Here is a 12,853-nt window from a genome sequence, read left to right on the forward strand (position 1 = left end):
CCGACAGGGGAGCGACGAACATGGCGGCACCGCAGGCCAGGTGGAGCGCGCTGCTGGAGATGCTGACGCGCGACGGGCGGATCGAGGTGGAGCCGGCCGCCGCCGAACTGGGAGTCTCCGCCGCCACCATCCGGCGCGACCTGGACGAGCTGGCCCGGCAGCAGATGGTCACTCGTACACACGGCGGAGCGACGATCAACGCGATCGCCTACGACCTCCCGCTCCGCTACAAGGCCGCCCGCAACGCCCCGGAGAAGGAACGCATCGCCCGTGCGGCGGCCGGTCTGGTGAAGGCCGGGGCGGTGGTGGGGCTGAACGGGGGCACAACCACCACCGAGGTGGCCCGGGCACTGGCCACCCGCGCCGATCTGGGCTCCGACGGCCCGGAGACCGCCGTCACCGTGGTCACCAACGCGCTGAACATCGCCAACGAGCTGGTCGTACGACGCCATGTCAAGCTCGTGGTGACCGGCGGGGTGGCCCGCCCGGCGTCGTACGAGCTGATCGGACCGCTGGCCACCGAACTGCTGGCCGAGATCGCGCTGGACCAGGTCTTCATCGGTGTGGACGCCATCGACGTGGTCCACGGGGCCACCGCGCACCACGAGGGCGAGGCGAGCATAAACCGCGCGCTGGCCCGCCGCGCCCAGCAGGTCGTCGTGGTCGCCGACTCCTCCAAGCTGGCCCGGCGGACCTTCGCCCGGATCTGCCCGGTGACGGACATCCATGTGCTCGTGACGGACAGGGCCGCGTCCGACACGCTCACCGACCCGTTCTCGGCGGCCGGTGTGGAAGTGATCCGCGCCTGACGCGACTTCCCACGTGGTCGTCCCCACGACGGTACGCCTCACCGTCTCGTCCTCGGACCCCGCTGGCGGTCAGGCCGCTGATGAGGGCCGGTTGCCCGACGACGTGATGGCGAGCGCCACCACGTACTCGTTCCAAGCGCCGATGAAGGTGGAAACGACCACGGTCACCACGCCGGGGAGCGCGAACGGCAGGGTGATCCGGGTCGGTGCGCCGAACCGCCCGGTGCCGTCGAGCCAGGCGGCCTCTTCGATTCCTTGGGGATGCCCGCGAAGTACGCGTTCAGGATCCAGACGCAGAACGGGAGGTTGAAAGCCGCGTTGACCAGAATGAGCCCCTCGGCGGTGTCGGTCAGGTCGAGACCGACCGTCGACTTCCTTCCGGTATTCACGGGGAGTCCGAGTACCAGGGCCGGCAGCGACCGCTCGGGGCAGAGGAAGCTCGGGCCGAGTTCCGGATCTGGGCGATGAACAACGGCGGCGGATGGACGGACAGTTCGGGGCCCAACCCGTAGATCACGAACCGCAAGGATGTCCGCGCTGCCGCTGCCGCATCCGGTGAGGGCCAGGGGCAGACCGCCGGCGACGCCCACGAGGTGCCGTCTCCCGGTGTACCTCCTCTGTGTGCAGTGATGCAGGCACTCATGCGCATCGTCATGATTTTTCATGCGCTAATACCAGTGATATCAATCGTCAATTGTCACTACTCAGACCCCGCTGCCGCCCGACCCGACAACGGCGGAGCAGTTCAGGTTCCTGGGGCGTGGTCGGGCGTACGGGATCGCCCAGGAGGCGGCGCTGAAGATGCGCGAGGCGGCGTGCGCCTGGACGGAGGCCTGCCCGGTGATGGAGTACCGGCACGATCCGATCGGCATCAGCGGGCCGGGCCGCGTGGCGTGGTGGTTCGGGGACCCGGCGTCCGTGCCGTCCGGGCTCGCCGACAAAATCGCGCGCACGGGCGGGCGGTTGGTGGCGCTCGGCCGCGCCCCTCTGGCGGACCTGGTCGTGGTACGGCGACTGGCCGTCACCCTCGGAGGGCGCGGGCTCGACCCGGACAATCCTCGCCATCCGACCCGTTCGGTGATCCTCACCTGACGCCCGTTCACACAGATTTTACCGTCCGCTTCGTTCGCTCCCGGGCCCATCAGAGCGTTTCCGCGGGCCCGGCGATCCTCCGCCACCAGCGGCGCAGCCTCTCCGTGACGCCCCTCGGGCACCCTTCGACACCTGGTGCACCGGCTGTTGACAGGGAAAGCGTCCCGCAAGAACATGAGCGAAATCGCTTCCAAACTTGCACTAACGCGCATCTTCATCCAGCGCCTTTGAGGAACCGCGCCATCCGCACACGCGCGATCCGCACACCTTTCACGCACCGCCGCTCACTGAGCCACCGTCCTGTCTGTAGGAGGACACGAGTGCATGCCCGACTGAGCAGCCCCGGCGGCATCCTGCTCGCCGCCGCCCTGACCACTGCCTTGCTGGCACCCGGCACCGGCCCGGCGACCGCTGCGACGGCCCGCCCCGGCGCTGTCGCCACCGGCACGGCGCCGAAGGTGACCCGCGGCACGGACACCGTCACCGTCTCTGTGCCGGCCTCCGCGGACGCCCCCGGCTACACCCTCGACGTGGCCACCGATGAGCTGTCGCTGACCACGCACCGCGCCGGCAAGACCTTGCTCGCCACCGCCTCCGGCGCCACCGGCGCCCTGCGCTTCGCCTCGGCCGACGGCACCTGGCAGCACGCCACCAAGACGACCGCCTGGAACTGGAAGAACGGCGTCCTGACCGTCACGGCCGACACCACTCTCGACGGCGCCACGGTGGAGGCCCGGATCACCCCGAAAGCCGACCGCTACCAACTCGACTGGGACGTCAAGGGAAACAGCAGCCCGAAGCGGCTGGGCCTCGCCTACGACCTGAAGTCGGCGGGCCACTGGTACGGCCACGGCGAGGCCGAGACCCCGTCTGGCGGCCCCGGCACCGACCAGCCCTGGCCCCTGGACAGCGGCCAGGTGGAACACACCGGCTTCGGCCCCGCCTCGTACAACATGATCGACCCGTTCTGGTACACGTCCTCGTCCACCGGGCTGCGGGTCGACACCGGCCACACCATGGACGTCGGCATCAACTCAGCCAAGGACGGCCTCGGCCGCTTCACCGTCGACTCGGCCGACACCTACAAGGCCACCGTCTTCGTCGAGTCGACCCCGCTCGCCGTCTACCGCGACTACATCGGCATCGTCGGCAAGCCGACGCAGAGCGACGCCGGCTACGAGCAGTACGAGAAGCCGCTGTGGAACTCCTGGGCGCAGTTCTACACCAAGGTCGACCAGCGGAAACTGCTCGACTACGCCACCGAGTTGCACAACAGCGGACTCGACGGGCACACCATCCAGCTGGACGACAAGTGGGAGTCCGAGTACGGCAACCTCACCTTCGACTCCACCACCTTCCCCGACCCCAAGGCCATGTCGCAGAAGATCCACGACATGGGGTTCGACTTCGGCATCTGGGTCACCCTCTGGATCAATCTCGACTCCGACAACTACCAGTACGCCGCCGACCACGGCTATCTCCTCAAGGACGCCTCCGACACCACCAAGCCCTGCCAGGTGACCTGGTGGAACGGCACCGCCGGGATCGTGGACCTCGCCAACCCCGAGGCCAAGGCCTGGTACCAGGGCAACCTGAAGAAGCTGATGGATGCCTATGACATCGACGGTCTGAAGTTCGACACTCGTTTCTTCGACGAGAAGTGCGCCCCGCACGACGGATACCAGGCCACCGACTACCAGAAGCTCGGCACCGAACTCGCCGACGAGTACAACCTCCAGGGCGCGGGCATCCGGGTCCACTGGAGCTCCACCGCCCATCAGGCCGGCTTCGTCACGCGGCAGGTCGACAAGGGCACCGGCTGGGAGTCGCTGAAGGCGTCGGTCAGCCAGAACCTGGCGATCTCCACCATCGGCTACCCGTTCGTCGAGTCCGACATGATCGGCGGCTCCGGCTCGCAGCCCGCCCCGAGCAAGGACGTCCTGATCCGGTGGGCGCAGTCGGCGTCGCTGATGCCGCTGATGTACTCCTCCACCTCGCCCGTGGAGACCAACGACGTCACCACTGGCCAGAAGGTGACCTACGACCAGCAGACCATCGACCTGTACGCGGCGGCGGTCAAGGCGCACGAACGGCTGGCCCCGTACATCTGGGACCAGGTCCAGTCGACCCTGAAGACCGGCGACCCCCTCATGCGCCCGCTGTTCTTCGACTTCCCCAAGGACCAGGCGAGTTACACGGTGGCCGACGAGTGGATGCTGGGCCCCGCTGTGCTGGCCGCGCCCAAGCTCGGCTCCGGCGCGACCCGGACCGTGTACCTGCCGTCCGGCGACTGGTACGACGTCAACCACGGCACGGTCATCCACGGGCCGGCCACGCTCAAGGGCTACTCCTCCCCCCTCGGTGTGACCCCCGCGTTCGTGAAACTCGGCGCCAAGGGTGCCCTGAAGGCGATCAGGGCGCTGAAGCGCGACGACGTCCCTGCCGCATCCGTCCTGATCGGCCCCGACGCGCCGAGCACCGGCTCCGGCACACCCTTCCAGGTCACCACGACCGCGACCAACTGGAGCAGCCGCGCCATCAGTGGCGTCACCGCCACCCTCGGTGTGCCCGGCGGCTGGACCGCCACGGCCACCGCCAAGAACACCGCCAGGACCCTGAAGCCGGGCGCCTCAGTCACCACCACCTGGCGGGTCACACCGGCCGCCGACGCGAAGTGGGGCGGTCACGATCTCACCGGAACGGTGACCTACGACCGTACGGCCGAGGTCGCCGACACCGTCCGGGCGACCGTGCAACCCGCACCGGGTGGCGTCGCGGAACCGTACCGGACGACGCAGACGACGCACGACGCCCAATACGCCCAGGGCGGCGACCAGTTCGCCATCTGGGCGGGCGGCCAGGACCTGTCCGGCTGGAAGGACGAGAAGGGCACGGTCTACCTGCCGGACGCCGCCGGTGAACAGGCCACGGTCCAGACCGAGTTGGTCTCGCAGACGGGAACGACGCCTGCTGGGAAGGCCGGTATCGCCCTCGCCGACGACCTGACCGACCCGGCCAAGGGCGGCTACGCGGTGCTCACCATGAGCAACAGCTACGGCCTGGAGTTCATGACCGACAGCAACGGCGACGGCGTGCTCGACACATGGGCCGGTGGCGGCTCCACCTACCACCCCGCCTATCTGAAGCTGGTCCGCGACGGCACCACGTACACCGCGTACTCCAGCAAGGACGGTGCCACCTGGACCACCGTCGGCACCGCCGACGTCCCCTCGGCGTCGGGCACCGAGGACGCCGGCATGGTCGCCAGCGCCGTCAACGCGTACTACCCCGGCGAGACGCTCGAAGCGGTCTTCAACGGTTTCTCCGTCACCTCCTGAGAGGGTCAGACATCCATGGCACGCACTTCCTTGGTCGCTGCCGCCGCTTTCGTCGCGGGAACCGTCGTGGCCGCCACCACCACCGCCATCGCCGGCTCCGGCGGCGGCAGCAGTGACGTCAACTCCAGACGGACGACCACCTGGCTGACCGTCAAGGTCGCCGACGCCATGGGCACCAGGGACACGATCACCTGGGTGCCCACCGGATCCTTCGCCTCCTCCGCCGAATTACGGGTCCCCCGGTACCCGACCACCGCCATCCAGGGCAAGGACGCCAAGGACCTCGCCCTGTCCGCCGTCCGCAACGAGCAGGTGTCCGCGCAACTCGCCATCGCCTCCGGGCACGACCTGCACGACGTGCGGGCGAGCGTCGGTGATCTCACCGGCCCCGGCGGGGCGCGGATCTCCGGCAGCGGCACCCAGGTGCGGTTCGTGAAGTACGTGCCGGTGCAGCGTTCCAAGAGCGAGATGGACTGGTCGGCCACCATCGACCAGGTCTCCTCCGTGGCCGAGGTCTCCGGCGACCGTGACCCGGACGTCGTCGGCGACGCCCTGCAAGAGGGCTCCTCGGTCGACGTGCCCGCCTACGCGGCCCAGCCGCTGTGGTTCACCTTCCACATCCCGAAGACCGCGAAGCCCGGCGCCTACACCGGCACGGTCCGGGTCACCGCCGACGACGGCACGAGGGTCGCCTACCCGCTCTCGGTCCAGGTCGCCGACGCCGCCGTACCGGACCCGAAGGACTACGGCTTCTTCCTCGACGTCTGGGCCCAGCCCGAGACCATGGCGCGCGGCAGCGGCGTGGAACTCTGGTCGGACCGGCACTGGAAGCTGATCGAGGCGTACGACAAGGACTTGGCGAGCCGGGGCCAGAAGGTCGTCAACACGACCGTCGTCGACAATCCCTGGCACCACCAGTGGTCGCTGGGCACCCGCCAGTCGCAGACCGCCACCCCGTACTCCAGCATGGTCGCCTGGAAGTGGAACGGCAGCCGGTTCTCCTTCGACTTCTCACGCTGGGACGAGTACGTCCGTACGGCGCTGAAGGCCGGCCTCGGACCGGACATCGGGGCCTTCTCGATGCTGGCCTTCCAGGACGGCGAACACCTCACCTACACCGACACCCGCACCGGGAAGACCGTCTACGAGAACGTCGACCTGGGCGGCGACCGCTGGCGCGCGGCGTGGGGAACATTCCTGCCCGCCTTCGAGCAGCATGTGAAGGCGAAGGGCTGGCTTGACCACACCTGGCTGTCGTTCGACGAGCGGCCGGTGGACACCATGACGGTGGTCAAGAACTTCGTCCACGAGGTGGCGCCGGCGTTCGACGACCGCATCTCGGTCGCCGGTTCGATCAACACCGAGAGCATCGCCTCCGACCTCTCGGTCGACTGGGGCGGCATCGACCAGATGACGGCCGAGAAGGCCGAGGACCGCCGCAAGGCGGGCAAGATCACCACCTTCTACGTCTACGGCTCGCCGGCCCATCCCAACACACTGTCCTACTCCCCCGCCATCGAGGCACGGATGATCCCGTGGATCTCCGCGCAACGCCACCTCGACGGCTTCCTGCGCTGGTCCTACAACAGCTGGACGTCCGACCCCTTCACCCAGCCCGTGTACATCTTCAGCCAGGGCGACGAGTACCTGGTCTACCCCGGCAAGAACGGCCCGATGTCCAGCATCCGCTGGGAGCAGCTCAAGGAGGGCATCGAGGACTTCGAGCTCGTCAGCGAGCTGCGCAAGAAGGGGGGCGGCGGCGACAGCGCGGCCCTGACCGAGGCCCTCACCACGGCGACGCGCGAGCTGGACGGCCGGACGAAGAACGTCAGCGACATCGAGACCGCGCGGGCTGCCGTCGTGAAGGAGCTGACGTCTTGACTTCCTCCCCCGCCTAAAGGCGGGGATTCCAGCGGTCGCCCGCTGGGGTTCCTGCTTCATCGACGACCGCCCCGTCCGGGAGGACTCCCGTTGAGGTCTTGCACCGTCTCCACAGGCAGAGGCCGCCAGCCCGGCGGCCAGGATGTTGCGTGCCGCGTTCACGCCGCGGTCATGCACGGCCCCACACTCGTCGCACGTCCACACGCGGACGTTGAGTGGCAGCTTCCCGCGGACCGAGCCGCAGTTCCCGCACAGTTTGCTGCTAGGGAAGAAGCGGTCGATCACGACGAGTTCACGCCCGTACCAGGCGCTCTGGCTCAGGCGCACCCCTCGCCGGGCTGGACCGGCACCTGGGCGACCGCCCAGCGCGCCTCGTACGACCCCGGCACCTCCGAGGTCACCGTCCGCATCCCCGTACACGTCAGCGCGGGCGGGACGAGCGTGCGGATCCGGCTCACCAACGGCTTCACCACCGACCCGCTGACGATCGGTCACGCCACCATCGGCCGACGGGCGGGCGGCGCCGACGTCGTCGCGCTGCAGCGGTGGTGACGTACGACGGTGTGGACTTCACCTGGCCGGACGCCGTGCCCGGCGACCACGACAACGTCGTCCGCTCCGGCCAGACGGTCCTGCTGACCGGCTCCGGCTTCCGGCTGGTCTTCCTCGGCACGAGCACCTGGGGCCAAGGCACGGGGGACGGCACGGAGGTCTACGCCGACGGGACCGGACCGACCCCGGAACTCCCGCCCTGCACGTATTCGCCATGACGGTCGTGTGACCGTGCGTCAGGAAGGACGTCGATGAACGACAAGCGAGACATCACGCGCAGACGGGTACTCACGGGCGCGGTCGCGCTGGGCGGCGCCGCCCGGCTCACCCGCCCACCGGTGGCCTACGCCGCCGGCGCCCCGTTCGACACCGCACCCGCGACCGCCGCGCTGCGGCGGCTGGTGCCCGAACACCACGCGCAGATCGACCTGCGCGCGGCCGGCACCACAGGCGGCCCCGACCGGTACCGGGTCACCGGCAAGGCGGGACGGATCACGGTGGAGGGCACCAGCCCGGCGGTCCTGCTCACCGGCTTCCACACGTACCTGCGCAAGGTCGCGTCCGCCTCCGTCTCCTGGAACGGCGAGCAACTGGACCTCCCCCGACTGCTGCCCGCGCCCGCCGAAGAGATCAGCGGCTCCGCGAACGTTCCGCACCGCTTCGCGTTCAACGACACCAACGAGGGCTACACCGGGCCGTACCGGCACTGGGACGCGTGGGAGCGGGAGCTCGACGTCCTCGCGCTGCACGGCGTCAACGCGGTGCTGATCTACATCGGCGGCGACGCCGTCTCCTACGACACCTTCCGGCAGTTCGGCTACTCCGACGCCGAACTGCGGGCCTGGATCCCCGCCCCGGCCCACCAGCCCTGGTGGCTGCTGCAGAACATGTCGGGATTCGGCGGCCCGGTGTCCCGGCGCCTCATCGAGCGGCGCGCCGGCCTCGCCCGGAAGATCGTCGAGCGGGTGCGCGAGCTCGGCATGACGCCGGTGCTGCCGGGCTACTACGGCACCGTGCCCGACGGCTTCGCCGCCAGGTACGGCGGTGACGCGTCGGTCGTCGCCCAGGGCACCTGGGGTGCCTTCAAGCGCCCGGACTGGCTCGACCCCCGCACGGACGCGTTCACCGAGGTCGCGGGGGCCTTCTACCGCAGCCAGTCACACCGGTTCGGTGACAGCGGCATGTACAAGATGGACCTGCTGCACGAGGGCGGCAACCCCGGCGACGTGCCGGTCGGCGAGGCCGCCAAGGCCGTCGAAACCGCCCTGCGCCGGGCCCACCCGAAAGCCGTCTGGGCGATCCTGGGCTGGCAGAACAACCCGTCCACCGAACTGCTGAAGGCGGTCGACCGCAGCGGCATGCTCATCGTCGACGGCCTGTCGGACCGCTACCCCACCGTCACCGACCGGGAGAGCGACTGGGACGGCACCCCCTACGCCTTCGGCAGCATCTGGAACTTCGGCGGACACACCCCGATCGGCGCCAACGCCCCGGACTGGGTGGACCTCTACCCGAAGTGGCGCGACAAGAAGGGCAGCAAGCTCGCCGGGATCGCGGCGATGCCGGAAGGCGCCGACAACAATGCGGCGGCGCTGGCCCTCCTCACCGACCTGGCGTGGACACCCGGCAGCATCGACCTGGATGAGTGGTTCACCGCGTACGCCGTCTCCCGGTACGGCGCCGCCGACACGCACGCCGTAGCGGCCTGGCGGACGATCCGCGACACCGCGTACGGCATGAGCCGCACCGACTCCTGGAGCGAGGCACCCGACGGACTGTTCGGCGCCCGACCGAGCCTGGGCGCCGACAAGGCCGCCGCCTGGGGACCGTCGGCCGACCGCTACGACACCACGGTCTTCGACACCGCACTCACCGAACTCCTGTGCGTCGCACCCGCGTTGCGCGGCAGCTCGGCCTACCGCTTCGACCTGGCCGACGTCGCCCGGCAGGTGCTGTCCAACCGCAGCCGGGTGCTGCTGCCCCGGATCAAGGCGGCCTACGAGGCCGGGGACCGCCACCTCCTCGACCGGCTGTGCTCCGTGTGGCTGGACTGGATGCGGCTGATGGACAAGGTGGTGGGCACCAGCGAGCAGCGCCTGCTGGGACGGTGGCTTGCCGACGCGCGCTCCTGGGGAGCGACCAGGGAGGAGAAGGACCGCCTGGAGTACGACGCGCGGTCGATCATCACCACCTGGGGCGGGCAGGAGAGCAGCCAGGAGGGTCTGCACGACTACGCCAACCGCGAGTGGTCGGGGCTGGTCGGCGGCTTGTACCTGACCCGCTGGCAGACGTACTTCGGCACGCTGTCACAGGCGTTGAAGCAAGGGCGCGATCCGCGGAGCGTCGACTGGTTCCGGCTGGAGGACGACTGGGCGCACGAACACACCGCGTACCCGGTGACCCCGCGCGGGGACGCGTACGGGCTCGCCCGGCTGGTCCGCGACACGCTGGCCGCCGACCCGAACCAGGTGGCCCTCACCGCGTCCGCCGACCGGGGTGCGGTGGCGGACGGGCGGCCGGCCACCGTCACCGTGACGTTCACCAACCGCAACGGCTTCGCCTCCGCGACCGGCGTGACACTGTCGGTCGATCCGCCGGACGGCATGACGGCGCGGCCGGCCGGCGCGGTGACCACGCCATCCGTCGCACCCGGCGAGTCGTTCTCGGCGGCCTTCACCGTCACCCTGGCCGGGACGGCCGCCGGTGACCTGGTGTCCCGGATACCGGTGACGGCGGCCTTCCGGACGGGCGGCACCGCGGGCTCCGCGGTGGCTGCCGTGAAGCTGCTGGCGGCCACGGGGGTCCGGACGCCGTACCGTACGGCCTCGTTCAACGACGCGGTGTTCGGCGAGTCGGCGTCGGGCGCGCTGGCCATCGAGGGCGCCGGGGCCGACCTGTGGGGCGCCACCAACGAGTTCGGCACGGCCTACGAAGCGGGTGTCTTCGCCGACAGGTCGGTCGCGACGGTGACGGTCACCTCCCAGGAGGCCGGCGGCGGCTGGGCGCGCGCCGGGATCATCGTCCGCAACGACCTCTCGGCGAACGGCTCCGCCGGGTACGTGAACCTGGCGGTGACGCCGTCCAACGGATGTGCGCTGTCCTGGGACTCCGACGGCAACGGCACATTCGACGCGATCGCGCTGTCCGGTTCGTTCACCGCGCCGGTGCGGCTGCGGCTGACGCGGTCGGGCGGTTCGTACACCGGTGAGTGCAGCGCGGACGGCGTGACCTGGACGACCGTCGGCACCGCCGTCCCGGGCGGGCCGACGGCCGGCCAGGACGTGGGCGTCTTCATGACGGCGGCCAACGGGTGGACCGGCGTCAGGGGCCTCGCCTCGTTCGACGGGTTCACGGTCGGCTGACGCGGGAGGGCGTCGCACTCTGCTGGGCTGCACGCCAGCAGGCTTTCAGGGCGGAGCGCCGATGCCGTCGGCACCCGATCCGAGCCACGCGCGAACCTGAGTTCGGGGCCTTCTGCCCGATCTGACAGAGACTTGGGAGAGCGCGCCGCAACAGCGCTGGGATCCCTCCACGCACCCGTGCTCGGCGGCGCGGGAGGCGAGGCGGACGGCGTTTTCGAGCAGGATCTCGTGTGAGCCGCAGTGGATGAGCAGCGGGGGCAGTCCGGTGAGGTCGGCGAAGGCGGGGCCGGCCAGAGGTGCGGCGGGGTCTCCGAGGTAGTCCCGGGCCATGGAGCGAACGCCCCTGGCACGGTCCGGTGACTCACGGACCCCCGCAGCACGCGCCTCGTCGCCGTGTCCGTCGTCGTCGCGCTGGTCACGGCCGCCTCCTGGGCTGCCCTGCGTGACTCCGGCGGCTCGGGGACGTCCGGGTCCGCACCGACGTCCGCGTCCACGCAGCTGCCGCGCGACCAGGTCCTCATCAAGCCGCCCCGGTCCCCCGGCCTGTGTGTGACGGGCGGACCGGTCCTGGTGCCGACCCGACCACGTCTCCGGGCAGGCCTTCGGCCGGACCTGTCTGATCCACGTGACCGACGAGAAGTGCGTGGGCATCAGAGCCGCGAGCACCGTCGCGGGCGATGGTGTGGTGCCGGCCCGCCTGATCGCCGTCCTGGCAAGATGGCGGCATGGAACATGTGCTTGGAATCGGTGGGTACTTCATGCGGGCCGCCGACCCCGCGGCCCTGAACGCGTGGTATCGCGACTGCCTGGGCCTGGACGCCGAGGAGAACGGACTGTGGCGTCAGGAGACCGGGCCGACGGTGTTCGCGACGTTCGAGTCCGAGACCGACTACTTCGGGTCCCGCGCCCAGCAGGCCATGCTCAACTTCCGGGTCCGCGACCTGGATGCGATGCTCGCGCAATTGCGCACCAAGGGAGCGGACGTGGCTGAAGAGACGCAGGACATGGAAGGTGTCGGTCGATTCGGCTGGGTCACCGATCCCGAGGGCAATCGGGTCGAGCTGTGGCAGCCCGCCTGACCACGTCTTCGCGCAGGCACGCGAGGCGGGACGGCACCGTCGGTGATGCTGTCGGCCTCAGCGGGCGAGAACACCGTCCCGGCGACTGCGAGGCTCGTGCGGGCCGATGAGGACACCGTCCAGAGCCGGGAGTTGCGACGGCCTTGGCGCGGGCGAGGAAGGTCAGGCGGCGCCGGGCGTCCGCTTCCCCTCCCGTTCCTCCCGCTCGGCGAGCACCGCGTCGAGGACGTTCGAGGCGCGCCAGGTCCGTGTCATTCCGAATGGCGCGGTGACGCGGACGGCGGCGCGGACCTCATCCGGTGTCGCCCCCGCGCCCAGTGCGCGACCGACGTGGGCGCGGAAGCCTTCCTGGAGGGTCTGGTAGAGGACGTCCACCGTCATGGTGGCGAACGCCCGTTCGCGGACGCTGATGCGGGACATGCCGGACCGCATGCGCGACTGCAGGTCCATGTAGTCGGCCAGGCCCGGGTCGAGAGCCTGGACCTGGGCGCGCATCGCCTCGGGAAGCGGGCTGCCCGTGCCGTCCGCGTTCACCTCGTGGCCCTTGCCGGTCGGTCCGGGCAGGCCGTGCTCGCGCTCGATCCCGGCCAGCCGCACCAGCGCTGCCAGCGCCCCCGGGTATCCGCTGTCGCAGGAGATGAAGCGGAGCAGTTCGCGCAGGTCGTCGGCGACGAGGCTGAGCAGGATGCGCTCGCGTGGCGTCAGCTCCGGGCCCTCGCCCGCCAGTCGAAAGCTTGGAC

At 70.2% G+C, this 12,853-nt stretch carries 9 protein-coding genes and 2 pseudogenes; 7 read left to right on the forward strand and 4 right to left on the reverse strand.

What is annotated here, in order from left to right:
* The first annotated feature begins 20 nt into the window (after positions 1-20).
* Positions 21-809 carry a DeoR/GlpR family DNA-binding transcription regulator gene (locus ACZ7M2_RS21205; protein ID WP_471596552.1) on the forward strand — a complete coding sequence of 263 codons (789 nt, stop codon included), beginning with the start codon at positions 21-23 and terminating at the stop codon, positions 807-809.
* A gap of 69 nt (positions 810-878) precedes the next feature.
* On the opposite strand, the gene ACZ7M2_RS21210 is transcribed toward ACZ7M2_RS21205, so the two are convergent.
* Both ACZ7M2_RS21210 and ACZ7M2_RS21215 read right to left on the reverse strand, forming a co-directional pair.
* Complete coding sequence (locus ACZ7M2_RS21210) at positions 879-1,061, reverse strand: ABC transporter permease subunit (RefSeq protein WP_471597003.1); 183 nt, start codon at positions 1,059-1,061, stop codon at positions 879-881.
* Positions 974-1,198, reverse strand: a complete 225-nt coding sequence (locus ACZ7M2_RS21215; protein ID WP_471596553.1) for a hypothetical protein — start codon at positions 1,196-1,198, stop codon at positions 974-976. The genes ACZ7M2_RS21210 and ACZ7M2_RS21215 overlap by 88 nt, the downstream gene beginning before the upstream one ends.
* Positions 1,199-1,538: 340 nt before the next feature.
* Between ACZ7M2_RS21215 and ACZ7M2_RS21220 the strand changes: the two are divergent.
* The 3 genes and pseudogenes from ACZ7M2_RS21220 to ACZ7M2_RS21230 all read left to right on the forward strand — a co-directional run.
* Positions 1,539-1,901: pseudogene (locus ACZ7M2_RS21220) on the forward strand (SIS domain-containing protein); the annotation flags it as partial.
* A 320-nt stretch (positions 1,902-2,221) separates the two neighbouring features.
* The gene (locus tag ACZ7M2_RS21225) at positions 2,222-5,239 is read left to right on the forward strand and encodes a TIM-barrel domain-containing protein (RefSeq protein ID WP_471596554.1); all 3,018 of its coding nucleotides are present in this window, start codon (positions 2,222-2,224) and stop codon (positions 5,237-5,239) included.
* Between the two features lie 15 nt (positions 5,240-5,254).
* Positions 5,255-7,120 (forward strand): DUF4091 domain-containing protein, encoded by a 1,866-nt coding sequence (locus ACZ7M2_RS21230; RefSeq protein WP_471596555.1) that lies wholly within the window; start codon positions 5,255-5,257, stop codon positions 7,118-7,120.
* A 21-nt stretch (positions 7,121-7,141) separates the two neighbouring features.
* Here ACZ7M2_RS21230 and ACZ7M2_RS21235 read toward each other — a convergent pair.
* Positions 7,142-7,429: pseudogene (locus ACZ7M2_RS21235) on the reverse strand (zinc ribbon domain-containing protein); the annotation flags it as partial.
* A 236-nt stretch (positions 7,430-7,665) separates the two neighbouring features.
* Between ACZ7M2_RS21235 and ACZ7M2_RS21240 the strand changes: the two are divergent.
* The 3 genes from ACZ7M2_RS21240 to ACZ7M2_RS21250 all read left to right on the forward strand — a co-directional run bounded on the left by ACZ7M2_RS21240 (position 7,666) and on the right by ACZ7M2_RS21250 (position 12,113).
* Positions 7,666-7,890: a hypothetical protein gene (locus ACZ7M2_RS21240; protein WP_471596556.1), complete on the forward strand. Its 225-nt coding sequence runs from the start codon at positions 7,666-7,668 to the stop codon at positions 7,888-7,890.
* A 33-nt stretch (positions 7,891-7,923) separates the two neighbouring features.
* Positions 7,924-11,034, forward strand: coding sequence for an alpha-N-acetylglucosaminidase TIM-barrel domain-containing protein (locus ACZ7M2_RS21245; RefSeq protein ID WP_471596557.1), 3,111 nt, complete (start codon positions 7,924-7,926; stop codon positions 11,032-11,034).
* 725 nt (positions 11,035-11,759) lie between these two features.
* Positions 11,760-12,113, forward strand: coding sequence for a VOC family protein (locus ACZ7M2_RS21250; protein WP_471596558.1), 354 nt, complete (start codon positions 11,760-11,762; stop codon positions 12,111-12,113).
* Positions 12,114-12,275: 162 nt separating this feature from the next.
* Here the strand turns inward: ACZ7M2_RS21250 and ACZ7M2_RS21255 are convergent, their stop codons facing one another.
* On the reverse strand, positions 12,276-12,710 hold the full coding sequence (locus ACZ7M2_RS21255) for a carboxymuconolactone decarboxylase family protein (protein WP_471596559.1): 435 nt from the start codon (positions 12,708-12,710) through the stop codon (positions 12,276-12,278).
* Positions 12,711-12,853: the final 143 nt, after the last annotated feature.

The organism is Streptomyces sp. NPDC111507 (genome assembly GCF_055638955.1).

What these genes read in the sequence shown, in the direction of transcription:
- ACZ7M2_RS21250 (WP_471596558.1), top strand. Translation starts at nt 11,760, where the DNA reads ATGGAACATGTGCTTGGAATCGGTGGGTACTTCATGCGGGCCGCCGAC.
- ACZ7M2_RS21205 (WP_471596552.1), top strand. Translation starts at nt 21, where the DNA reads ATGGCGGCACCGCAGGCCAGGTGGAGCGCGCTGCTGGAGATGCTGACG.
- ACZ7M2_RS21245 (WP_471596557.1), top strand. Translation starts at nt 7,924, where the DNA reads ATGAACGACAAGCGAGACATCACGCGCAGACGGGTACTCACGGGCGCG.
- ACZ7M2_RS21230 (WP_471596555.1), top strand. Translation starts at nt 5,255, where the DNA reads ATGGCACGCACTTCCTTGGTCGCTGCCGCCGCTTTCGTCGCGGGAACC.